The sequence below is a fragment of the Pseudomonas sp. AN-B15 genome, assembly GCF_019056475.1.
Lineage (GTDB): Bacteria > Pseudomonadota > Gammaproteobacteria > Pseudomonadales > Pseudomonadaceae > Aquipseudomonas > Aquipseudomonas parakoreensis.
The window spans coordinates 4297545-4320243 of record NZ_CP049737.1; the positions used below are offsets into that span (position 1 = coordinate 4297545).

General features: G+C 61.6%; 20 protein-coding genes. 4 read left to right on the forward strand and 16 right to left on the reverse strand.

Annotated elements, in window-relative coordinates; genetic code table 11:
* Positions 1-547 precede the first annotated feature (547 nt).
* Entirely contained in the window at positions 548-3772 is a 3225-nt protein-coding gene (gene rne / locus GTQ41_RS19395; RefSeq protein WP_047295672.1) for a ribonuclease E, read from the forward strand.
* Positions 3773-3922: 150 nt separating this feature from the next.
* Here rne and GTQ41_RS19400 read toward each other — a convergent pair whose 3' ends face one another.
* The 12 genes from GTQ41_RS19400 to GTQ41_RS19455 form a co-directional block, all read right to left on the reverse strand.
* Entirely contained in the window at positions 3923-4513 is a 591-nt protein-coding gene (locus GTQ41_RS19400; RefSeq protein ID WP_047295674.1) for a nucleotidyltransferase family protein, read from the reverse strand.
* On the reverse strand, positions 4510-5490 hold the full coding sequence (locus GTQ41_RS19405; RefSeq protein WP_047295676.1) for an XdhC family protein: 981 nt from the start codon (positions 5488-5490) through the stop codon (positions 4510-4512). Before GTQ41_RS19405 ends, GTQ41_RS19400 begins: the two co-directional genes overlap by 4 nt.
* The gene (locus GTQ41_RS19410; protein WP_217325343.1) at positions 5490-7811 is read right to left on the reverse strand and encodes a xanthine dehydrogenase family protein molybdopterin-binding subunit; all 2322 of its coding nucleotides are present in this window, start codon (positions 7809-7811) and stop codon (positions 5490-5492) included. Before GTQ41_RS19410 ends, GTQ41_RS19405 begins: the two co-directional genes overlap by 1 nt.
* Entirely contained in the window at positions 7808-8278 is a 471-nt protein-coding gene (locus tag GTQ41_RS19415) for a (2Fe-2S)-binding protein (protein WP_047295682.1), read from the reverse strand. Before GTQ41_RS19415 ends, GTQ41_RS19410 begins: the two co-directional genes overlap by 4 nt.
* 391 nt (positions 8279-8669) lie before the next feature.
* Complete coding sequence (gene murB, locus GTQ41_RS19420) at positions 8670-9689, reverse strand: UDP-N-acetylmuramate dehydrogenase (RefSeq protein WP_047295684.1); 1020 nt, start codon at positions 9687-9689, stop codon at positions 8670-8672.
* A complete protein-coding gene (locus tag GTQ41_RS19425; RefSeq protein WP_047295686.1) occupies positions 9686-10150 on the reverse strand; it encodes a low molecular weight protein-tyrosine-phosphatase in 465 nt (154 codons plus the stop codon). Before GTQ41_RS19425 ends, murB begins: the two co-directional genes overlap by 4 nt.
* Positions 10150-10914 (reverse strand): 3-deoxy-manno-octulosonate cytidylyltransferase, encoded by a 765-nt coding sequence (gene kdsB / locus GTQ41_RS19430; protein ID WP_047295688.1) that lies wholly within the window; start codon positions 10912-10914, stop codon positions 10150-10152. The genes GTQ41_RS19425 and kdsB overlap by 1 nt, the downstream gene beginning before the upstream one ends.
* Positions 10911-11096 (reverse strand): Trm112 family protein, encoded by a 186-nt coding sequence (locus GTQ41_RS19435; protein ID WP_003174668.1) that lies wholly within the window; start codon positions 11094-11096, stop codon positions 10911-10913. The genes kdsB and GTQ41_RS19435 overlap by 4 nt, the downstream gene beginning before the upstream one ends.
* A 21-nt stretch (positions 11097-11117) precedes the next feature.
* Entirely contained in the window at positions 11118-12128 is a 1011-nt protein-coding gene (lpxK, locus tag GTQ41_RS19440) for a tetraacyldisaccharide 4'-kinase (protein WP_047295691.1), read from the reverse strand.
* Positions 12128-12556 (reverse strand): biopolymer transporter ExbD, encoded by a 429-nt coding sequence (locus GTQ41_RS19445; protein WP_027612340.1) that lies wholly within the window; start codon positions 12554-12556, stop codon positions 12128-12130. Before GTQ41_RS19445 ends, lpxK begins: the two co-directional genes overlap by 1 nt.
* On the reverse strand, positions 12553-13188 hold the full coding sequence (locus GTQ41_RS19450; RefSeq protein ID WP_047295693.1) for a MotA/TolQ/ExbB proton channel family protein: 636 nt from the start codon (positions 13186-13188) through the stop codon (positions 12553-12555). The genes GTQ41_RS19445 and GTQ41_RS19450 overlap by 4 nt, the downstream gene beginning before the upstream one ends.
* A gap of 111 nt (positions 13189-13299) precedes the next feature.
* Complete coding sequence (locus GTQ41_RS19455) at positions 13300-15513, reverse strand: DNA internalization-related competence protein ComEC/Rec2 (protein WP_047295694.1); 2214 nt, start codon at positions 15511-15513, stop codon at positions 13300-13302.
* Between the two features lie 136 nt (positions 15514-15649).
* Here GTQ41_RS19455 and GTQ41_RS19460 point away from each other — a divergent pair, with 136 nt between their 5' ends.
* Complete coding sequence (locus GTQ41_RS19460) at positions 15650-16168, forward strand: DUF2062 domain-containing protein (protein ID WP_047295696.1); 519 nt, start codon at positions 15650-15652, stop codon at positions 16166-16168.
* Positions 16169-16331: 163 nt separating this feature from the next.
* Here GTQ41_RS19460 and GTQ41_RS19465 read toward each other — a convergent pair whose 3' ends face one another.
* The 4 genes from GTQ41_RS19465 to GTQ41_RS19480 form a co-directional block, all read right to left on the reverse strand.
* Positions 16332-17111 (reverse strand): ABC transporter permease, encoded by a 780-nt coding sequence (locus GTQ41_RS19465; protein ID WP_041069097.1) that lies wholly within the window; start codon positions 17109-17111, stop codon positions 16332-16334.
* Positions 17108-18040, reverse strand: a complete 933-nt coding sequence (locus GTQ41_RS19470; RefSeq protein WP_041069096.1) for an ABC transporter ATP-binding protein — start codon at positions 18038-18040, stop codon at positions 17108-17110. The genes GTQ41_RS19465 and GTQ41_RS19470 overlap by 4 nt, the downstream gene beginning before the upstream one ends.
* A gap of 133 nt (positions 18041-18173) precedes the next feature.
* Complete coding sequence (locus GTQ41_RS19475) at positions 18174-18797, reverse strand: glutathione S-transferase family protein (protein WP_047295698.1); 624 nt, start codon at positions 18795-18797, stop codon at positions 18174-18176.
* A 43-nt stretch (positions 18798-18840) separates the two neighbouring features.
* Entirely contained in the window at positions 18841-19500 is a 660-nt protein-coding gene (locus GTQ41_RS19480; protein ID WP_047295700.1) for a transglutaminase family protein, read from the reverse strand.
* A gap of 247 nt (positions 19501-19747) precedes the next feature.
* Between GTQ41_RS19480 and GTQ41_RS19485 the strand changes: the two genes are divergently transcribed.
* Both GTQ41_RS19485 and GTQ41_RS19490 read left to right on the forward strand, forming a co-directional pair.
* Positions 19748-22195: an acyl-CoA dehydrogenase gene (locus GTQ41_RS19485; protein WP_047295702.1), complete on the forward strand. Its 2448-nt coding sequence runs from the start codon at positions 19748-19750 to the stop codon at positions 22193-22195.
* Between the two features lie 89 nt (positions 22196-22284).
* Positions 22285-22692: a PA2817 family protein gene (locus tag GTQ41_RS19490; RefSeq protein ID WP_047295704.1), complete on the forward strand. Its 408-nt coding sequence runs from the start codon at positions 22285-22287 to the stop codon at positions 22690-22692.
* The last annotated feature ends 7 nt before the right edge of the window (positions 22693-22699 follow it).

The window sequence follows — 22699 nt, forward strand, 5'->3', positions numbered from 1 at the left end:
GGCTTTCGCTACGTAACGGTGGAGTTTGCAGTTGTAACAAGCGCAGGTGACATGAGGCCTGAATTACACCGTCGAGCAGAGTTTTCACTCGCCTGACAGGCACATATTCGAGGCCAGTTCACAAAGTGCAGTCAGCTGCAGATGACCCCGAGCGAAGGCTTCGGAAACATCGCCTGAATTAGCCATGATGCGTGACCTCCCCTTTCGGAGCTCACGGTAAATGCCAACCCGCTGCGGATTCTGCGCGCGGCAGCACCCGAATTATCAGGGATACGTGTAGGGTGGAGATGCACAACCGCCGGACTGTGTAGCAATAGGCTTTATCAAGACGCTTCATCTCGTCCACAGCCGCTGGTTGATTCCTCCTCCTGACTGAGTGCTTAAGTAGCCACAGCAAGCAGGACGCGTACGTCGCGATATCGGCCCAATTGGCCTGACATCGCTGGACACGGGAATGGCCAACCACTCCCGACGCACCTGACACCGACCGTGAGAAGTCGTGTGTGCCGAACGCCGTTTCCGGCAGCCCGGAAACCGACGGTACTACATGAAAAGAATGCTGATTAACGCAACTCAACCCGAAGAGTTGCGTGTTGCACTGGTAGATGGCCAACGCCTCTACGACCTGGACATCGAATCCGGTGCACGCGAGCAGAAGAAGGCCAACATCTACAAAGGCCGTATCACTCGCATCGAACCAAGCCTTGAGGCTGCCTTTGTCGATTTCGGCTCCGAGCGCCACGGCTTCCTGCCCCTCAAAGAAATCTCCCGCGAATACTTCAAGAAAGCCCCCGAAGGCCGCGTCAACATCAAGGACGTCCTGAGCGAAGGCCAGGAAGTCATCGTTCAGGTCGAAAAAGAAGAACGTGGCAACAAGGGCGCTGCCCTGACCACCTTCATCAGCCTGGCCGGTCGTTACCTCGTGCTGATGCCGAACAACCCGCGTGCCGGCGGTATCTCCCGTCGCATCGAAGGCGAAGAACGCAACGAACTGCGTGAAGCGCTGAACGGTCTGGTTGCACCGGCCGACATGGGCCTGATCGTGCGCACTGCCGGCCTGGGCCGCAGCAGCGAAGAAATGCAGTGGGACCTCGATTACCTGCTGCAACTGTGGACCGCCATCAAAGAAGCCTCGCTGGATCGCTCCGCGCCATTCCTGATCTACCAGGAAAGCAACGTGATCATCCGCGCCATCCGCGATTACCTGCGCCAGGACATCGGCGAAGTGCTGATCGACAGCGTTGAAGCCCAGGACGAAGCCCTGACCTTCATCCGTCAGGTGATGCCGCAGTACGCCAGCAAGATCAAGCTGTACGAAGACAGCGTGCCGCTGTTCAACCGTTTCCAGATCGAAAGCCAGATCGAGACCGCTTTCCAGCGCGTCGTCGAACTGCCTTCCGGCGGTTCCATCGTTATCGATCCGACCGAAGCCCTGGTGTCCATCGACATCAACTCGGCGCGCGCCACCAAAGGCAGCGACATCGAAGAAACCGCCCTGCAGACCAACCTTGAAGCCGCCGAAGAAATCGCCCGTCAGTTGCGCCTGCGCGACATCGGCGGCCTGATCGTCATCGACTTCATCGACATGACCCCGGCCAAGAACCAGCGCGCCGTGGAAGAGAAAGTCCGCGAATGCCTGGAAGCCGACCGCGCTCGCGTGCAGATCGGTCGCATTTCGCGCTTCGGCCTGCTGGAAATGTCCCGTCAGCGCCTGCGTCCATCCCTGGGCGAAAGCAGCGGCATCGTCTGCCCGCGCTGCAACGGCACCGGCATCATCCGTGACGTCGAATCGCTGTCGCTGGCAATCCTGCGCCTGATCGAAGAAGAAGCCCTGAAAGACCGCACTGCCGAAGTGCGCGCTCAGGTGCCGATCCCGGTTGCCGCGTTCCTGCTCAACGAAAAACGCAACTCGATCACCAAGATCGAACTGCGCACCCGTGCCCGTATCGTCATTCTGCCGAACGACCACCTGGAAACCCCGCACTTCGAAGTTCAGCGTCTGCGTGACGACAGCCCGGAAGCCGCGACCAACCAGTCCAGCTACGAAATCGCTGCTGCCGCTGCCGAAGTCGAAGAAGTCCAGCCAGCCGCTGCGACCCGCACCCTGGTTCGCCAGGAAGCCGCGGTCAAGACTGCTCCGGCCCGCGCCAACGCGCCAGTGCCGACCGAAATCGCCGCACCAGCCCCCGCGCCGGCTCCGGTTGCCGCGCCAGAGCCAAGCCTGTTCAAGGGTCTGGTGAAATCACTGGTCAGCCTGTTCGCTACCAAAGAAGAGCCAGCCGCACCGGTCGTCGTTGAAAAACCGGCCACCGAGCGTCCGGCCCGCAACGAAGAACGTCGCAACGGTCGTCAGCAGAGCCGCAACCGTAACGGTCGCCGCGATGAAGAGCGCAAGCCGCGCGAAGAACGTGCACCGCGTGAAGAACGCGCCCCACGCGAGCCGCGTGAAGAGCGTCAGCCACGTGAAGCCCGTGAAGTCCGCGAGCCACGTGAAGCCCGTACCGAGGCGCCAGCCGCTCGCGAAGAACGTGCTCCACGCGCTCCGCGTGAAGAACGTGCGCCACGTACTCCACGCGAAGACCGCAAGCCACGTGGCGAGCGTGAAGAGCGCGTGCGTGAACTGCGCGAGCCTCTGGACGCCGCTCCGGCTGCACCCGTAGCGGCTGCCACTGCTGCCGTGGTCGCAGAAGAGCGTCCGGCCCGTCAGCCACGCGAAGAACGCGCACCGCGTCCGCCGCGTGAAGAGCGTCAACCGCGCGCCGAGCAGGCCGCTGCTGCCGTCGCTGAAGAAGAAGTGAACACCAACGAAGAGCAACTGCCGGAAGACGGTCAGGACAACGCCGAAGGCGATCGTCCACGTCGTCGCTCCCGTGGTCAGCGTCGTCGCAGCAACCGTCGCGAGCGTCAGCGTGATGCCAACGGCAATGTGATCGAAGGTTCGGAAGAATCCGAGTCCGGCGAAAACGCCGCTGCTCCAAGCGCTGCCGATCTGGCTGCCGGCCTGGCCGTCACCGCCGCTGTTGCCAGCAGCGTGATCAGCGCTCCGGCCGAAGCACAGGCTCACGAGCAAGCTGAACGCGCGACCGCCGCTGTTCAGGAAACCGCTCCAGTGGAAGCGCCGGTTGTTGAGGCCACTACCCCGGTGGAAGTGATTGCTGCTCCGGAAGTCGAAGTCGCGCCGGTTCGCGAAGCTCAGCCTCAAGCTGACGTCGCTGCCGAACCTGCTCCGGCGGTTGAAGCGCCAGTCGTGGCCGCAGAGCCGGTTGCTGAAACCGTCGCTGAAACCGTGACCGAAACCGTGCGTGAAGTTCGCGAAGAACAGACCGCGTTCAACTGGGTTGCCGAGCCTGCCGTCGCTGAAACGCCAGCGCCAGTCGTTGAAGCCCCAGTGGTTGAAGAAGCCAAGGCTGCCGCGCCAGTGGTCGAAGCCGCTGAACCTGCTCCAGTGCCAGTCGTTGAAGCACCTGTGGTGGCCGAAGAGCCTGCTCCAGTGGTTGAAGCCGCACCGGTCAGCGCCCTGACGCCAAACGGCCGTGCGCCAAACGACCCACGTGAAGTGCGTCGCCGCAAGCGTGAAGCCGAGCGCCTGCAGAAGGAAGCCGAACTGGCTGCCGCTGCTGCTCCGGCTGCTGAAGTGGTCGAGGTTGCTGCCGTGACTGAAGAAGCCGTGATTGAATCGGTCATCGCCGAAGCACCACGCTCCGTTCAGGACGCGGTCGAGCATCACCAAGCGGCCGAGGAAAAAGAACACGAGCCTAAACCGCTCGTCTGATTCCGAAAGCCGATAAAAAGCCCCGCCGGGTGAAAACCTGGCGGGGCTTTTTTTATTCCATTTAGAAGATCAAAAGATCGCAGCCTTCGGCAGCTCCTACAGGAGACCTATGTAGGAGCTGCCGAAGGCTGCGATCTTTTGATCTTGCTGTTATCTAAAAACCAACGCTTCTGGCACATCGATATCCCACAACACCCCGGGATCATCCACCGCCACTTCCACCACCCGCCCCTGCTTGAACAACGGCCTGGCACCGCGATCACCGGTCAGCGCCTGTAACCCCGGCCCGAAGGAACGTCCGAACCCCACCGGATGGCCAAACTCGCCGTCCTGCACCGGTACGCTCACGGCGTCATCGACCATCGCCGCCACCACCCGCTCAATACTCGATGGCAAGATAAACGGCATATCCCCCAGCACGATCAGCCAGCCATCGGCGTCCGGGCAAGCCGCAACGCCTGCCGCAATGCTGTCACCCATTCCGGTCGATTCAATCGAGACCACATCGCAGCCATAAGCCTGCGCCATGCGCATCGCCTGCGGCCGTGCTTCAGTGGTCACCAGCACCCGCTTGTCGAGATTGGCCGGCAGACTCAGCAACACCTGCTCGATCACCGAACGCACCGCACCGTCGCGTCCGGTGCAATCGGCCAGCAGCTTGTCCTTGTCGGCACCGGCAACTTCACGAAAGCGACTGCCCTCGCCCGCTGCCAATACGATCACTGCAATGGATTGACTCATGGCTTGTCCCTAACGTTTTTCTGTTTCAACTCGACGCCGTTCTTGATCGCCACAATCTCCGCCAACAACGACAGGGCAATCTCCGCCGGTGAATGGCTGCCGATGTGCAGACCGATCGGCCCATGCAATCGCGCAATGGCTGATTCTGACAAGCCTAGCTGAGCCAGATTGTCCCGGCGCTTCTGGCTGTTGACCCGCGAACCGAGTGCACCGACATAGAAGGCCGGCGAATCGAGCGCCGTAAGCAACGCCATATCATCCAGACGTGGGTCGTGGGTCAGCGCGACAATGGCTGTGCGTTCGTCCGTCTGAATGCTTAGTACAGCGTCATCCGGCATGCCCGGGACAAAGCGGCCGTGATGCTCTTCCCAACCGTAGACGAACTCGGTACGCGGATCGCAAATCAGCACTTCGAAATCCAGCAGCCGGGCCATGTCCGCCACGTAGCGCGACAGCTGCCCGGCGCCAATCAACAGCAGACGCCAGCGCGGGCCATAAATGGCGCGCAGGGTCTTGCCGTCGAATGCCAGCACATCGGATTTGCTCGCCGCTGACAGCACCACTTCACCGGTTTCGATGTTCAGCTCACGGGCGACAATTTCATGCGCTTCACACCGCGCGAGCAATTCGGCGACCCACGCCGGATCAGCGACCCGCTCTTCGGTCAGACGCAACGTGCCGCCACAGGGCAAGCCGAAGCGCGCAGCCTCCTCGCGGGTGACGCCATAGGTAATCAGTTGCATCGGTGGTCCGTCGCTGGCGATGCGCCCGTCGTGCAGACGAGCGATCAAGTCATCCTCGACACAACCGCCCGACACCGAGCCAATCACCACGCCGTCCTCGCGCAACGCGAGCATCGCACCCGGCGCCCGGGGCGCGGTGCCCCAGGTTTGCACCACGCTGAACAGCACCACTCGCTGCCCGGCGCGGCGCCATTCGAGCACGCTGCGCAGAACGTTGAGATCGGCGCTGTCCATCACGCTTGCGCCTTTTGCCAACCCTGCAACTGATAACGCACCGGCAGGTTGCGGATGCGCTGGCCGGTGGCAGCGAAGATGGCGTTACACAGCGCCGGCGCAATCGGTGGTACGCCGGGTTCACCAACACCACCCAATGGCACATCGCCCGGCGGCGTCACCAAATGCACCGCGATTGCCTTCGGCGCCAGCGACATGCGCGCCACTTCGTACATGTGGAAGTTGTCCTGCTGGACCTTGCCGTCCTTGAAGCTGATTTCACCCAGCACCGCGTTGCCCAGGCCCATCACACAAGCGCCTTCGAACTGCGAGCGGATGCGTTCCGGGTTGATCTGCGGCCCGCAATCGACGGCGATGTCAGCCTTGTGCACGATCAGCGTACCGTCGTCCTTGACCTCGACTTCGATCACCGCCGCCACATAGGTGACGAAGCTGTAATGCACCGCCAGACCCAGACCACGGCCCTTGGGCAACTGACGTCCCCAACCGGCAGCCTTGGCCGCAGTTTCCAGTACCGTGCGCATGCGTCCGGTGTCGATCGGGTAGCGCTCGGGGGATTCGCCGTAGTTCCACTCCTCGCTCAGGGTGCGTGGATCGATCTGCCGATCCGGGCCGAGCAACTTGATCTGATATTTGAGCGGATCGACGCCGGCCTTGTGCGCCAGTTCATCGACAAAACTCTGAATCGCAAACCCGTGAGGAATGTTCGACACCGAGCGATACCAGCCGACCCGGGTATGCACCGTGGCTTCGGGGTTTTCCAGGCGCACGTTGGGAATCGCGTAGGCCATGTTGGTAAAGCCCATGCCCAGTTCGAACGCCGCCTCATGGTTCATGCCCGGAGCGAACAGCGCAGTAATACTCGGCGCCACGGTGCGGTGCAGCCAGCCGGACGGCATACCGTCCTTGCCGACAGCCGCCTTCAAATACTCGGCGGACACTGTGTGGAAATACGAGTTATGGATGTCATCTTCGCGGGTCCATTGCACTCGCACCGCTTTACCGGGGAACTCCTTGGCAAGGATCGCCGCTTCGACGACGAAATCCGGCTTGGATTTACGGCCGAAACCACCACCAAGCAGCGTGACGTTGAAGGTGACATTGTCGAACGGCAGCCCCAGACGCTCGGCGATGCGCTCGCGAGTCACCTGCGGCGCCTGGCTCGGCGCCCACGCTTCACACACACCTTTGTCGTAGCGAGCGATGGCGACCATCGGCTCCATCGGTGCCTGGGCCAGATGCGGCAAATAGTAGGAGGCTTCGAGGCTACTGGCAGCGCCGCTCAGTGCCTTGTCGATATCACCGGTATTGCGCACCACTTTGCCGGGTTTGCGCGACGCCGCTTCCAGCGCTTTGCGGTAAGCGATCGAGTCGTAACTGGCGTTGGGGCCGTCGTCCCATTCGATCTTCAGCGCCTCGCGGCCCTTGATCGCCGCCCAGGTATTGCTGGCAATCACCGCGACGCCGCCCAGCGGCTGGAATTCCGAAGGCAGTGGACGGCTCTCGATCTGCATGACCTTCAGCACACCCGGAACCTTCAGCGCGGCGCTGTCATCCAGCGACTTGACCTTGCCGCCATACACCGCCGGACGGGCGATGGTCGCGTAGAGCATGCCGTCGAAATGCACGTCGGCGCCATACACCGCGCGCCCGTTGACGATGTCGGCACCGTCAATGGCTTTGGTGCCTTCCTTGCCGATGTAGCGAAACTCCGACGGCTGCTTGAAGCGCAAGCTGTCACGGGCTGGCACCGCCAGCGCACTGGCTGCCGCGGCAAGTTCGCCGTAACCCAGCTCGCGGCCGGACGGTATGTGCAGCACTTTGTGCAACTGCGCATGGCACTCGCCTACGGGTACCTGCCACTGCGCGGCAGCTGCCTGTTCCAGCATGGTCCGGGCCGCCGCGCCGCAACGGCGCATCGGTTCATACCAGTGCCGCATGCTGCGTGAACCGTCAGTGTCCTGATTGCCGAACCGCACTTCATCGCCCGGCGCCTGCTGCACTTTGACCCTGGCCCAATCGGCGTCCAGTTCATCGGCGACCACCATGGTCAGGCTGGTGCGCACGCCCTGGCCCATTTCCGAACGATTGCAGACCACGGTGACCGTGCCATCTGCGGCAATGCTCACGTAAACCTTGGGATCGTCAATCCAGCCGTTGGGCATGCCATCAGCGCCAAACTTCTTCGGCGCGTCTTCAGCCAATGCATCCTGCCAGCCCCAGCTCGCGGCCAGCACCAATGCGCCCGTGGCGCCGACGCCTTTGAGAAAACCGCGGCGGCTGAGATTGCTCAGGGCGAAATCATTCGGCAAGCGGCTCATGCCTTGGCCTCCTTCAAGTGAGTCGAGGCCTGACGGATCGCGGTCTTGATCCGGTTATACGTGCCGCACCGGCAAATGTTGCCGACCATCGCTTCTTCGATCTGCTCGTCGCTCGGATCCGGATTGGTTTTAAGCAACGCCGTGGCAGACATGATCTGCCCGCCCTGACAGAAACCACATTGCGCCACAGCGCTGTCGAGCCAGGCTTGCTGAACGACTTTCCCGACCGGATCGGCGTGCAGGTTATCGATGGTACTGACGTTCTGCCCGATCACCGAGCCGATCGGCGTGATACAACTGCGCGCCGGCAAGCCGTCGATGTGAATGGTGCAGGCGCCACACAGGCCCATGCCGCAGCCGAATTTGGTGCCGTTGTAACCGGCGACATCACGAATAGCCCACAACAGCGGCATGTCTTCCGTGACATCGAGGGAATGGTCTTGACCGTTTAGTTTCAGGGTAATCATGGGCACGCCCGCATATTAGTGGTTATGGGGTCGAGCAGAACTGGCGGTGGTTCACGCAGATCGACTCAGGCTAATGGGCCAATACACATCAGTGAAGCCGAACACTGAACCTGTGGCGAGGGAGCTTGCTCCCGCTGGGGCGCGTAGCGGCCCGGTTTTCAGGCAGGGTCTGCTACGCAGTCCAGCGGGAGCAAGCTCGCTCGCCACAGAGAACACTGCTTACTGATCTGTATTAACCATGGCTCTCTTGTGCCGACGCGAACGTCTGCACCGGGCCTTGGGTGGAGCAAATGACGGTTATCGTTAGCTGGCTAAGTTAACCCACCGTTAACAAAAAAGCCCTGCACTTTCGCTCAGTGCAGGGCTTTGGATACCGACTTGAAGCGTAGCCTCAATAACGGTTCGGCTCCATTTCCAGTTCGACATTGAAACGTTCGGCAATATCTTTCTGGATGCGTTGCGCCAGCTCCAGCAATTGCAGGCCGGTGGCGGTGCCGTAGTTGACCAGCACCAGCGCCTGCAATTTATGCACGCCGGCATCAGCCTCGCGAAAACCTTTCCAACCGGCGCGCTCAATCAGCCAACCGGCCGCCAGTTTCACCTGCCCGTCCGGCTGTGCATAGGCCACCAGATCCGGGTGTTGCGCCTTGATCTGCTCGACCAGTGCAGCCGATACCAGTGGATTCTTGAAGAAACTGCCGGCATTGCCGAGCACCGCTGGATCCGGCAGTTTTTCGCTGCGGATACTGCAGATTGCGCGGCTGACGTCGCTGGGCGTCGGTTGCTCGATGCCCTGCTCGGTCAGGCGCTGGCGCACCGGGCCGTATTCCAAATGCAGATGCGCGACACGATCAAGCTTGAAGCGCACCCGCAGGATCAGCCAACGTCCCGGCTGCTGCTTGAACAGACTGTCGCGGTAGGCGAAGTTGCACTCCTCCAGGCTGAAGTCGCGCAGTTCGCCGGTCTGGCGGTCCAGCGCGGTCAGCCCGGCGAACACATCCTTGATCTCAACGCCGTAGGCGCCGATGTTCTGCATCGGCGCCGCGCCAACAGTGCCGGGGATCAGGCTGAGGTTTTCCAGACCGGAAAAACCCTGCGCCAGCGTGTGCTGCACGAACGGATGCCACGGCTCGCCGGCTTCGGCTTCGATCACTACACGGTTGCCGTCGTCACTGATCAGCCGAATGCCTCGGGTCGCCATGCGCAGCACCAGCGCCGGAATGTCTGCGGTCAGCAGCAGGTTGCTGCCGCCGCCGATCACCAGCAACGGCACGTCATGGGCAGACGCATAGGCCAGCGCTTCGCGGACGTCGGCGTCGCTGTGGGCCTCGGCAAACAACTGCGCGCGAACATCGACGCCAAAACTGTTGAACGGTTTCAGCGAAACCTGTGATTGAAGCTGCAAACTCATAACCGGCCCTTCACTTCGATCAACAGTTGGTCACACGCCGCTTCGATCAGGTCCAGTACCTGCTCGAAGCCCTGATCGCCGTCGTAGTACGGATCCGGCACTTCATCGACCACACCGGCGTAACGCCGCAAAAACAGATCGAGTTCAGCCTTGCCAGTGGACGGCTGCAGGGCCTTGAGGTTGCGCAGGTTGCTGTGGTCCATGGCCAGAATCAGGTCGTAACTGGCGAAATCGGCACGGCTGACCTGCTGCGCGCGTTGCGCTGACAGGTCATAACCCCGCACTTTGGCTGCGGCCTGGCTGCGTTTGTCCGGCGGATTGCCGACGTGCCAGTCACCGGTGCCGGCGGAGGCCACTTCGACCTGATTTTCCAGCCCCGCTGCGCGCAGTTTGTGGCGTAACACGCCTTCAGCGGTGGGCGACCGGCAGATGTTGCCCAGGCACACGAACAGAACGCGCATCAGGCCTCCAGCAGGCGACGAACGCGCTCGAGGTCTTCAACGGTGTCGACCCCGGTTGGCGGCGCGATCAACGCATCGGCCACATGAATCCGTACGCCATGCCACAGAGCACGCAGCTGTTCCAGCGATTCGGTGTTTTCCAGCCAGCACGGGCCCCAGCTCACAAAGTCCTGAAGGAAGCCGGCGCGGTAGGCATAAATGCCGATGTGGCGACGGTACGGCACGCCTTCGGGCAACACGTCGCGGCTCTTGGCGAAAGCATCGCGGGCCCACGGCAAGGTGGCGCGACTGAAGGTCAGCGCGAGACCGTTAATGTCGCTGACGACCTTGACCACGTTGGGGTTGAACAGGGTTTCGACGTCTTCGATCGGCTCGGCCAGCGTGGCCATGCGCGCTTCGGTGTGGGCCGCGAGGTTGGCGGCGACCTGGTCGATCACGCTTGGCGGGATCAACGGTTCATCGCCTTGCACGTTGACCACGATCGCGTCCGGCGCAAGGCCCAGTTTGGCGGCGACTTCAGCCAGACGATCGGTGCCGGAATTGTGATCTTCACGGGTCAGCACCACTTCCGCGCCGAACGCCTTGCAGGCCTCGACGATGCGCGCATCGTCAGTCGCAACCACCACGCGGCTGGCGCTGCTTTTGCTCGCCTGTTCCCAGACATGCTGGATCATCGGCTTGCCGGCGATATCCAGCAGCGGTTTGCCCGGCAGGCGGGTCGAGGCGTAGCGCGACGGGATGACAACGGTGAAAGCAGTGGTCATTTATCCAGACGCTCGTCAGTGGTCAGGGTGCGCGCTTCGCTTTCGAGCATCACCGGGATGCCGTCGCGGATCGGATAGGCCAGACCGGCGCCCTTGCTGATCAGTTCGGTCTTGTCGGCGCTGAGCTTGAGCGGGCCTTTGCAGATCGGGCACGCGAGGATATCGAGCAATTTGGTGTCCATGAACATTCCCTGGATAAAGAGTTAAGGCAAAAGACGATCGGGCAACAGGCGCATCAACTGGGTGTCGAACCAGGCCACGAAGGCCGGTGACGGCACGGCATCGACCGCCAGATACCACCAGTCGTCAGCCGCGAAGGCACGGCACTTCACCGCATCCTTCTCGGTCATCACCAACGGCAATGACGGTGTGAAATTCAAGACCTGCACGCTGTATTCGGCGTGGTCGGCAAACGCATGGGGGATTGCCCGCCAGTCTAGCGCTTCGAGGGTATTGAAGAAACGTTGCGGATTGCCGATCCCGGCCACCGCGTGCACCGATTGACCGGGCGCAAAATGCGCCAGCGGCTGGCGCTCGCCGCTGCGCAGATTGACCAGCGACGTCGGCTGCAGGTGAAAGGCGAAACCCTCTTCACGATCCGCCGTGGCACCGTTGAACAGTACGCCATCGACGCTTTGCAGGCGCTCGATCGGCTCGCGCAACGGACCGGCCGGCAGGCAGCGCTTGTTGCCCAAACCACGAGCGGCGTCGATCAGCACCAGCTCCAGATCCCGCGCCAGACGGTAATGTTGCATGCCATCGTCGGAGAGGATCAGGTCCAGCGGTTCACTGGCGAGCAAGGCTTTGACCGCGGCACTGCGATCAGGGTCGATCATCAGCGGTACGCCGGTGCGCTGCACGATCAACAGCGGCTCATCGCCGGCGATATCGGCGCTCTGCTCGGCGGTGACCCGCCACGGCAGTTGCGGCGGTTTGGCGCCGTAACCACGACTGACCACGCCGACGCGCAGGCCGGCACGGCGGCAATGCTCGATCAGCCACAGGATCATCGGCGTCTTGCCGGTGCCGCCGACGGTGATGTTGCCGACCACGATCAACGGCACCGGCGGCTGATAGATCGGGCCTTCACCGTCGAGAAAGCGCTGGCGCTTGTTGACCACCACGCGGCGGTAGAGCATTTCCAGCGGCCGCAGCAGCGTCAGGGCCGGGTGCCCCTGATACCACGCGGCGAGCAAACGATCGGACAGGCTCATCAGGATTTGGGCGCCGCCTCGACCGTGGTCATGCGCAGATGGCTGAAACCGAGCTTGCCGGCCGCGTCCATGGCGGTGATCACCGATTGGTGCTGGGTCTTGCCGTCGGCACTGATCGACAACGGCATGTTGGTGTCACCGTTGGCTTCTTTCTGCATGGCTTCCATCAACGTCGCCAGGTCGTTCTTCGGCAGAATCTTGTTGTTCACCGAGAACACACCTTCGGCGCTGATCGCGACGTCCAGTTGCTTGAGCTGCTGATCCTCGGCGGGCGAGCCGCTGACCGATTCCGGCAGATCAACGCGTAATTGGGTCTCACGGGTGAAGGTGGTGGTCACGACGAAAAACAGCAACAGGATGAACACCACGTCGATCAGCGACGCGAGGTTGATGTCGATGGTTTCCCGGGGTTTGCGACGGAACTTCACGCTTTGTCCCCGGCCAGATCGACGTCACGGTCGCCCTGCACCACTTCGACCAGTTTGATCGCTTCCTGCTCCATGCCCACCACCAGTTCATCGATGCGGCGCTGCAGGAAACGGTGGAAGAACACCGATGGAATACCGACCATCAGGCCCGCTGCGGTGGTGATCAGTGCCTTGGAAATACCACCGGCCAACACAGAAGCGTTGGTGGCCATGCCGGAACCGGTGAAAGCGCTGAAAATATCGATCATGCCCAGTACTGTGCCCAGCAGGCCCAGCAACGGTGCCATGGCAGCAATGGTGCCCAGCGCGTTGACGTAGCGTTCGAGCTCGTGAATCACCCGCGCGGCGGCTTCTTCGATGCATTCCTTCATGATCTCGCGACCATGCTTGGAGTTGGCCAGGCCCGCGGCGAGGATTTCACCCAGCGGCGAGTTGGCGCGCAATTCCTTGAGCTTTTCTTTATTGAGCTGCTTGTCCTTGATCCAGACCCAGACCTGGCCCAGCAGATGCTCGGGGGTGACGCGGCTGGCGCGCAGGGTCCACAGGCGCTCGGCGACAATCGCCATGGCCGCGATGGAACTCAGAATGATCGGCAACATCATCCAGCCGCCGGATTTGACCAATTCCCACACAGTGACAGTCCCCTCGAAAAAGTGCGCCACTTTACCATACCGGTTCGCGATTAAGACCCGCCGCCCCGACGACCTGATGCCGCATTCGCCGATCCCGCGATCAATGGTGTTTCAACGCCAGAAACGCCGCTGTTGACGCATCAGCCACGGCGCCTGAAAGCCGCCCAGGCGCAGATGGATGGCGCCGTGCTGCGCGCTGTCGTAGATGCGCAACCCTTGCTGACGATAACGCGCCAGCACCAGCGGGTGCGGATGCCCGAACGAATTGCCCTGCCCCCGGGAGATCAGCACCGAATGCGGCCTCAGTGCCCGAAGCAGCGCCATTGAAGACGAACTGCGACTGCCATGATGCGGCGCTTGCAGCCAGTGCGTTGGTAGCGCCAACGGACTCTCCAGCAGAGCCCGTTCGGCAGCCGTGTCGATATCGCCGGTCAGCAACAGACGCTCGCCATTGGCCTCGATCTGCAACACGCAGGAGCGCTGATTGCTGTCATGGGCCGCCGACCACTGCCACAGCTGAAACCGGACCCCGTCCCACTGCCATTGACGTCCGCTTTCACAGGCTTCGGCCCGCAGGATGGCGGGCAGCCCCGGAGGATCGCCGCTGATCACCCGTGTCACTTTCAAGCCGCGTGATACCGCCAGCGCACCACCGGCATGGTCGGCATCGGCATGACTGAGCAGCATCAGGTCGATGCGCTCAACCCCCAGTTTGTGCAGCGCCGGCAGCACCACTCGCTGCCCCAGATCGAAATCGCCGAAACGTGGACCGGTGTCGTAGAGCAATGTGTGATGACGCGTGCGGATCAGGATCGCCAGGCCCTGACCGACATCAAGTTGCCAGATATCAGCCAGTCCCTCGGCCACCCGCTCGCGAGGCGGCGCCAGCAAAATCAACAGCAACGGCCAGCCCAATGGTCGCAAGGGCACACCGCGCGGCAACAGCAACAATACGGCCCCGAGACTGCCAATCAACAAGGTCCACCACGGCAGCGACGGTGAGATCCATGCCGGCCAGATCCCGGCGATCACCGACAAGCCGCGAAACAGCCAGTCGATCAAACCACCGGCCAGCCACAACAAGCCTGCACCGACGTAAGGCACCGGCAACAATAGCGTGCCCAGCAGCGCTGGTGGCAGCACCAGCAGACTGACCCACGGCACCGCCAGCAGATTCGCCAGAGGGCCGCTGAGGCTGATCGGCAGGTTCAGCGCCAGCAACAGCGGGCACAGGCCCAGCGCAATCAGCCATTGCGCCCGGGTCCAGGTCTGCCACCAATTCCACGCGCCGAGGCGCCCGCCGAAGGTGAAAATCAAAATCCCCACGGCGGCGAACGACAGCCAAAAACCGGGACGCAAACTGGCCAACGGATCGAATAACAGCAGCGCATTGAAGGCCAGCAACAGCGGCCACCACGCGCCGAGATGGCGAAAGCGCAGGCGCCACAACAACACCAGCCCGACCATCACGCAGGCCCGTTGCACCGGCACATCAAACCCGGCGAGCAAGCCGTAGCCGAGCGCTGCGGCAAACGCCAGCCCACAGGCCCATGGCAGCCAGGGCCAGCGCAGCGGCCACCAGCCATAGCGCGCCAGCCCGGCGATCAGCAGATACACGACCGCCGCCAACATCCCGATGTGTTGACCGGAAATCACCAGCAGATGCACGGTGCCGGTGTCCTGCAGGATCTGCCAATCCTCGCGACTGAGCCCGGAGCCGTCACCGAGCACCAGCGCCGCCAATGCACCGCCCCGGCCCTGCGTGTCCACTTCAAGCAAGCGCTGGCGAATGCTGTCGCGCCACGCCCAACTGGCCTCGGCCAGGCGCTGACCGTCTTTGATCGTGCCGGTCGCGCCGATGCGTTGCGCCAGTAGCCACGCTTCGTAATCGAACGCATCGGGATTGAGCAGGCCACTCGGGCGCTTGAGCTTCACCGCCAGCCGCCAACGCTCGCCGCTGTTGAGCGGCGGCCCGGCGTGCCACGCCAGACGCATCAACGACGGCAATTTCTCGTGTCGCGAGCGGGCATCGGCGAGCTCGAAGCGCACGACACCCTCGCTGGTTTGCGGCAAGCCGACCACCCGCCCCTCGACCCAACGGGTTTCGCCGTCAAGCGCTGCCGGCAGGCGATCATTCAACGCCCACAGTGCACTGACGCACGCCCAGGTGAAACCGAACAGCAGAAACGCCAGCGGATAGCTGCGAAACGGCAGCAACATCAGTCCCACCAATGGCAACAACATCATCAACCCGACCGGCGGTAAAACCGGCAAAAAAACGGGTACCAGCAGACCGACTGCCAGCGCCATCATCCCTGTGCGCATAAGCCTGTCCTTGAGGGTTCCTGCGTTAGGCATAGCTGCTGCGAAGGCGGGGCGTCGTCAACAATTGTCACAAAGTCTGAATGGGCGCTTCGTAGAATCCAGACATACTTGCCGCCTTAACCGACCGAGAAGCCTTATGCCCCGGCGCTTATTCAAACGTTACATGCCCGACCCGACGAGCATCAGGGAACACAAATCCTTACGCTTTCTCGGCAAGTTGTTGCATGACCCGAACCTCTGGCACCTCAATCGTCACTCGGTGGCCCGGGCGATGGCCGTCGGCCTGTTCGCCGCGTTCCTGCCGATTCCGGCGCAGATGCTGGTGGCGGCCGCACTGGCGATCACCGTGCGCGGCAACATGCCGATTGCCGTCAGCCTCGTGTGGCTGACCAACCCGATCACCATGCCGGCGGTGTTTTTCTGTACTTATCAGGCCGGAGCCTGGTTGATGAATGTGCCCGCCCGCACCCTGCCCGACTCCTTGACCTGGGAATGGATCAGCGGCGAGCTCTCGACCATGTGGCAGCCGTTTTTGCTGGGGTCGGTGGTATGCGGACTGCTTCTGGGCATCCTCGCCTACTTCACGGTGATGCTGTACTGGCGCTGGTGGGTGGCGCGGCAATGGGCGCGACGCAAAAAGAACCGCGTGCATTGAATGCAAAACGGCCTCCGCAAGGGAGGCCGTTTTTTGTAGCGTCTGAATGGGCCCCATCGCGGGCAAGCCCGCTCCCACAGAATCTGGTTTGCCCGAAATTTTTTGAACGACACAAATCCTGTGGGAGCGGGCTTGCCCGCGATGGCAGCGACGTGGTATCGGATCAGGTCCGCATTCCGCGCCCACTCACCAGCAACCGCGCACAACCGAGGTACAACACCACAGTCGCCACCAGCATGAAGGTGATCGCGATACCGATGCGGATATCCGACACCCCGAGAATGCCGTAGCGGAAAGCGTTGACCATGTGCAGCACCGGGTTGGCCAGCGACACGGTCTGCCAGAACGGCGGCAGCAAGGTGATCGAGTAGAACACGCCACCGAGGTAGGTCAGCGGCGTCAGCACAAACGTCGGGATGATCGAAATATCATCGAAGTTGCGCGCAAACACCGCGTTGATGAAGCCCAGCAGCGAGAAGATCGTCGCGGTCAGAATCACCACCAACAAGGTCACGCCGAGGTGATGCACCTGCAGATGGGTGAAGAACAGCGACAGAATGGTCACGATCACCCCGACCATCAGACCACGCAGCACGCCGCCGATGGTGTAGCCGATCAGAATGGTGTGCGGCGACACCGGCGAGACCATCAGTTCCTCGATGGAACGCTGGAACTTGCTGCCGAAGAAGCTCGAGACCACGTTGCCGTAGGAGTTGGTAATCACCGACATCATGATCAGCCCCGGCACGATGTACTCCATGTAACTGAAGCCACCCATGCCGCCGATCTGCTTGCCGATCAGGTTACCGAAGATCACGAAATACAGAACCATGGTGATCGCCGGCGGCAGCAGGGTCTGCGGCCAGATCCGGGTAAAACGCCGGACTTCACGGTAAACGATGGTATTGAGGGCGACGAGGTTGGGGCGCAATTCGGAACTCATACCGCCACCTTCGACAGATTTTTCTCCACCAGGGACACGAACAGCTCCTCGAGGCGATTGGTTTTGTTACGCAGGCTCAGCACTTCGATGTTCTGTTGCGCCAACTGAGTGAACAGCGCGGTGATGCCCATGGATTTGTCGACCTGGACCTCCAGGGTATGGCCGTCGAGCAACCGCGCGGGATAGCCGATCAATTGTGGCGCAGCGTGCAAGTCGTTTTTCAGATCCAGCAGGAAGGTCTCGACGTGCAATTGGCCCAGCAGCTGTTTCATGCTGGTGTTCTCGACGATGGTGCCGTGGTCGATGATGCCGATGTTGCGGCACAACTGCTCAGCCTCCTCCAGATAGTGCGTGGTGAGGATGATGGTGATGCCTTTCTGGTTCAGCTCGGTGAGGAATGTCCACATCGAACGACGCAGTTCAATGTCGACGCCTGCGGTCGGCTCATCGAGGATCAGCAGGCGCGGCTCATGCACCAGGGCGCGGGCAATCATCAGACGCCGCTTCATGCCGCCGGACAGCGAGCGCGACGGCACATCGCGCTTGTCCCACAGGCCAAGCTGGGTCAGGTACTGCTCGGCGCGCTCCTTGGCGACTTTCGCCGGAATGCCGTAGTAACCGGCCTGGGTCACGACGATGTCGAAAGTCTTTTCGAACTGGTTGAAGTTGAATTCCTGGGGCACCACGCCGATCGAGCGCTTGAGCGCGGCGGGGTTCTTGTCCAGGTCATGACCGAAGATATTCACCGTGCCGCTGGTCTTGTTGACCAGGGTCGAGAGAATGCCGATGGTCGTGGATTTGCCCGCGCCATTAGGGCCGAGCAAGGCGAAAAAGTCACCTTCGGCGACGTCCAGATCGATACCACTCAAGGCCTGGAACCCGTTGCCGTAGGTTTTGGTTAGCTGCCGGATGGACAGAGCGGAACTCATATCGGATTTACGCACCAAGAAGGGAAGAAAAGGAAAGATTGGGCCGGGAGGCGAACAAAACAACCACGGCGCGTGAACGCAATGGTGCTTGCCGCCGCCACACAAGTACAGTCAAGAGTGTCGATAGTTATTATCAAGTCAACGCGGTCATAACCGCTTTCTGATAGGCCGGACGCTGCTTCAACCGTGCGTACCAGGCCTCCAGATGCGGCTGCGCGGCGCGTTCGATGGGCATCTCGAACCAGGCATAAATGAAACTGCCGAGGGGAATATCGCCCATGCCGATTTCTCGGCCGGACAGGTATGGCTGGCTGGCGAGGGCCTGATCGGCCATGGCCAGCAGGGCCGTGCACTCCTTGATTGCGGCGTTGATCGCTGGCCAGTCCTGCTGGTCCGCTGGCGTACGCACCACACCCCAGAACACCGTGCGGAACGGCCCGGCAAAACTCGAGGTGGTCCAGTCCATCCATTTGTCGGCGATGGCCCGGGCTTGCAGGTCTGCCGGAAACCATTGGCTGTTCGGCGCATGTTTGGCCAGCAGGTAACGCACGATCGCATTCGATTCCCACAGCACGAAGCCGTCATCCTCGATCACCGGGACCCGGCCGTTCGGGTTCATCGCACGATACTCAGGTGTGTCGACCACCCCGAAAGCGCCACCCGCGTCAATCGCCTCATAGGCCAGGCCAAGCTCTTCGGCGGCCCACAGTGGCTTCCTGACATTCGATGAGTTTTTCCGTCCCCAGATCTTCAGCATGACCGCCTCTTTTTCAATGCGTGGGCAGGCAGCATACGCCGGATCATGTACGGCTCAAATCACTCTGCATATCGCCCAGCACCTTCGCCTGATGTTCGCCGAACAGGTGCGGGTAGCACTTTTCCAGATGTTCGAAGAAGAACTGTTCCGGCACATCGGCGAACTGCCCGTGATCGACCAGATACTCCATCAGCAACGCGCCGTCTCGGTTGTACGGGTGGAAAACGCTGTCATGGATCCCGTCAAAGTCCAACGGTGCGACGTTGAACAGTTCGCACAGTTGCTGGTTGAAGGCCGGTGTGGCCTTGACCCAACGGTCGTTGAGGAACAGCTCGGTGTAGCCGTGCATGGCGAACACATCGCTGCGCAACAGCTCCAGCAAACGCGGGGTCGACAGGTGATTCCTGACGTCGGCCAGACCGATGCGTGCGGGAATGCCGCAATGCCGCGCACACCCGGCCAGCAAGGTGGCCTTGGGCACGCAATAACTTTCTCCGGTCGCCAGCGCATGGCTGCCACACAGGGTCTGCGGGTCGAGGCTGAACGTGTAGGGGTTGTAGCGCACCGCTTCACGTACGGCGTAATAGAGACCGAGCGCCTGCTCGAGCGGGTCACGGCTGGCACCGCGGTGCTGTTCGGCGAACTCCACCACCGCCGGGTGGTCACTATCGATGAAGCGGCCGGGACTCAGATACTCGCGCATTACGATGTTCTCCTGGGGGAGCCCCGAGTCTAGCGACAGCTCAAGCACAGAGATAACGACGTTTCGGCCAAACATGCACGCGAAGACGCGGGAATGGCGAACGATTTCCCACGGGTGTTGCCCACCGAACCTACGAAAACCATCCGGGGTTTCCCACGAGTTCAATCACCATGTTCTGACCACCCGTTTTACAGATGCCGTCTAAGCTCTGGTGGGTCGGTTGGCCCTGGTTCACGGAGGATTACATATGCTGTTGTTGTGGATACTGGTTCTGATCGTCGGTGTGGCGTACCTCGCTCACCGCCGCATCGCCCCGCTGCCCGCGTTGGGCATCGTCGCCATTTACCTGCTGGCGATGGGTATTTTCAGCCATGCGCCGGGCTGGTTGCTGCTGGTGCTGTGGGTCGTGCTCGCGGTGGTTGCTGCGCCGTTGCTGCTGCCCGACCTGCGCCGCAAACACTTCACCGCGCCGCTGTTCAACTGGTTCCAGAAAACCCTGCCGCCGATGTCGCAGACCGAACGCGACGCGATCGATGCCGGTACCGTCTGGTGGGACGGCGAGCTGTTCAGCGGCCGTCCGGACTGGGACAAGCTGCTGTCCTACCCGAAAGCGCAACTGAGCGAAGAGGAACAGGCCTTTATCGACGGCCCCACCGAAGAGCTCTGCGCGATGGTCACTGACTGGCAGATCGGCCAGTCGATGGACCTGCCGCCAGAAGCCTGGAGCCACATCAAGGAACACGGCTTCTTCGCCCTGATCATTCCCAAGGAATTCGGTGGCAAGGGCTTTTCCGCCTACGCTCACTCGCAAGTGGCGATGAAGCTCGCCACCCGCAGCGGCGACCTCGCCTCCACCGTAATGGTGCCCAACTCCCTCGGCCCGGCCGAACTGCTGCTGCATTACGGCACCGACGAACAACGCAATCACTACCTGCCGCGACTGGCCCGTGGCGACGACATTCCGTGCTTCGCCCTCACCGGTCCGCTGGCCGGCTCCGATGCTGGAGCGATGCCGGACACCGGGATCATCTGCAAAGGTCAATGGGACGGCCAGGAAGTCATCGGCCTGCGCCTGAACTGGGAAAAACGCTACATCACCCTCGGTCCGGTGGCGACCCTGCTCGGTCTGGCCTTCAAAGCCTATGACCCGGAGCATCTGCTGGGTGACAAGGAAGATCTCGGCATCAGCCTGGCGCTGATTCCCACCGATACCCCGGGCGTGGAAATCGGCCGTCGACACCTGCCACTGGGTGCCGCATTCATGAACGGCCCGAACTCGGGCAAAGACGTATTCATCCCGCTGGACTATCTCATCGGCGGCCAGGAAATGCTCGGCAAGGGCTGGATGATGCTGATGAACTGCCTGTCGGTCGGGCGTTCGATCTCGCTGCCAGCCGTCGGCACTGGCGCGGCCAAGTTCACCAGCCTGGTGACCGGTCAGTACGCGCAGATTCGTGAGCAGTTCAACGTCCCGCTGTCGGCCTTCGAAGGCATTCAGGAAGCCATGGCGCGGATCGGTGGCAACGCCTGGATGATGGACGCCGCGCGGATGCTGACTGCCAACGCAGTGGATCTGGGCGAGAAACCGTCGGTGCTGTCGGCGATTCTCAAGTACCACCTGACCGAACGCGGCCGCGAGTGCATCACCCACGCCATGGACGTGCACGGCGGCAAGGCGATCATCATGGGTCCGAACAACTACCTCGGGCGCAGCTGGAACGGCGCGCCGATCTTCATCACCGTGGAAGGCGCCAACATCCTTTCGCGCAACCTGATGATCTTCGGTCAGGGCGCCATTCGCTGCCATCCCTTCGTGCTCAAGGAAATGGCCCTCGCCGGCCGTGAAGACAAGGAACAGGCATTGAAAGAATTCGATGGCCTGCTGCTCAAGCACATCGGTTTTGCCGTCGGCAACGCCGCCAGCACCCTGGTGCTGAACCTGGGCTTTGGCCACTTCGAACATGCGCCAGGGGACAGGATCAGCCAAGGTTATTTCCGCGCACTCAATCGGCAGGCAGCGGCTTTCGCCATGCTCGCCGACTTCAGCATGATGTTGCTGGGTGGCGAACTGAAGCGTCGCGAACGCCTGTCGGCGCGTCTCGGCGATGTATTGAGCAACCTGTACCTGGCCTCCGCCGCGCTCAAGCGTTATCACGACCTGGATTCGCCGGCGCATATGGAGCCGCTGTTCCGTTGGGCGATGGAAGAAAGCCTCGGTCAGTCGGAACGGGCACTGGATGAGCTGCTGAGCAACTTCCCGAACAAAGTGTTTGGCTGCCTGCTGCGGGTGATCGTGTTCCCGTTCGGCCGTCGCCACAAAGGCCCATCGGACAAGCTCGGTGCCGAAGTGGCAGCTGTTATTGGTCGCGCCAAAGGCGATCCGACTCTCGAAGAACTGCTCGCCGGTTGCTATCGCCCGCAGTCCGCCGACGATGCCGTGGGTGCCCTGCAACACGCCAGCGATCTGCTGGGTGCCGCGCAACCCCTGCACAAGAAACTGCACACTGCGCTGAAAAGCGGCCAGGTCAAACCGGCGGCGGGCGAACACGCTATCGACGCCGCACTGGAGGCCGGGGTGTTGCAAGCGGCGGAGGCGCAAACCCTGCGCGATGCTGAAGCGGCACGGCGCAAGGTGATCGACGTCGATGATTTCGACAAGGAAGAACTGAAACAGGCAGAAGGCAAAGTCCGTTGATGCTGACGACCGTGTAGCTGTTTATTTGTGAAAAACGGGCGCGAGAGCTTTATACTCCCGCGCCCGTTTTGCTCTTGAGGACTTATCTCGTGTCCAACGTCGTTGCCGATCATCTTGTTTTGCTCGACCACCTGCGCAGTATCCTGGTCGCCGTAGGTGAGGCCGATCAGGTTCCCGAAGAAAGCCATGCCTTGTTCCTGGAGCGCTTTGACGAACTGCTGGCATCCCTGCCGATCGATCCGATCGAAAGCCAGTACCTGGGCCAGGACATCCTGACCCAAGTGATTACCCGCTATCCGCAAATTGCCCACCTGATCCCGCGGGATCTGCTGTGGTTCTTCGCTGGCGACTGCCTGCACTACCTGTCCGATGAAGAAATCGACCTGTATCAGGCACTGGAAGAACGTCGCTACGAAGCCGAACAGAACGACGAATCGTTCGACTGGAACCAGGAAAAACAGTTGCTGGCGATGTCTGCCCAGGACAGCAAGCACTGATTTAAGG

Bases quoted from the DNA above. Each gene is read 5' to 3' on its own strand.
- rne (WP_047295672.1), top strand. From the start codon at position 548: ATGAAAAGAATGCTGATTAACGCAACTCAACCCGAAGAGTTGCGTGTT.
- GTQ41_RS19400 (WP_047295674.1), bottom strand. From the start codon at position 4,513: ATGAGTCAATCCATTGCAGTGATCGTATTGGCAGCGGGCGAGGGCAGT.
- GTQ41_RS19405 (WP_047295676.1), bottom strand. From the start codon at position 5,490: ATGGACAGCGCCGATCTCAACGTTCTGCGCAGCGTGCTCGAATGGCGC.
- GTQ41_RS19410 (WP_217325343.1), bottom strand. From the start codon at position 7,811: ATGAGCCGCTTGCCGAATGATTTCGCCCTGAGCAATCTCAGCCGCCGC.
- GTQ41_RS19415 (WP_047295682.1), bottom strand. From the start codon at position 8,278: ATGATTACCCTGAAACTAAACGGTCAAGACCATTCCCTCGATGTCACG.
- murB (WP_047295684.1), bottom strand. From the start codon at position 9,689: ATGAGTTTGCAGCTTCAATCACAGGTTTCGCTGAAACCGTTCAACAGT.
- GTQ41_RS19425 (WP_047295686.1), bottom strand. From the start codon at position 10,150: ATGCGCGTTCTGTTCGTGTGCCTGGGCAACATCTGCCGGTCGCCCACC.
- kdsB (WP_047295688.1), bottom strand. From the start codon at position 10,914: ATGACCACTGCTTTCACCGTTGTCATCCCGTCGCGCTACGCCTCGACC.
- GTQ41_RS19435 (WP_003174668.1), bottom strand. From the start codon at position 11,096: ATGGACACCAAATTGCTCGATATCCTCGCGTGCCCGATCTGCAAAGGC.
- lpxK (WP_047295691.1), bottom strand. From the start codon at position 12,128: ATGAGCCTGTCCGATCGTTTGCTCGCCGCGTGGTATCAGGGGCACCCG.
- GTQ41_RS19455 (WP_047295694.1), bottom strand. From the start codon at position 15,513: ATGCGCACAGGGATGATGGCGCTGGCAGTCGGTCTGCTGGTACCCGTT.
- GTQ41_RS19460 (WP_047295696.1), top strand. From the start codon at position 15,650: ATGCCCCGGCGCTTATTCAAACGTTACATGCCCGACCCGACGAGCATC.
- GTQ41_RS19465 (WP_041069097.1), bottom strand. From the start codon at position 17,111: ATGAGTTCCGAATTGCGCCCCAACCTCGTCGCCCTCAATACCATCGTT.
- GTQ41_RS19470 (WP_041069096.1), bottom strand. From the start codon at position 18,040: ATGAGTTCCGCTCTGTCCATCCGGCAGCTAACCAAAACCTACGGCAAC.
- GTQ41_RS19475 (WP_047295698.1), bottom strand. From the start codon at position 18,797: ATGCTGAAGATCTGGGGACGGAAAAACTCATCGAATGTCAGGAAGCCA.
- GTQ41_RS19480 (WP_047295700.1), bottom strand. From the start codon at position 19,500: ATGCGCGAGTATCTGAGTCCCGGCCGCTTCATCGATAGTGACCACCCG.
- GTQ41_RS19485 (WP_047295702.1), top strand. From the start codon at position 19,748: ATGCTGTTGTTGTGGATACTGGTTCTGATCGTCGGTGTGGCGTACCTC.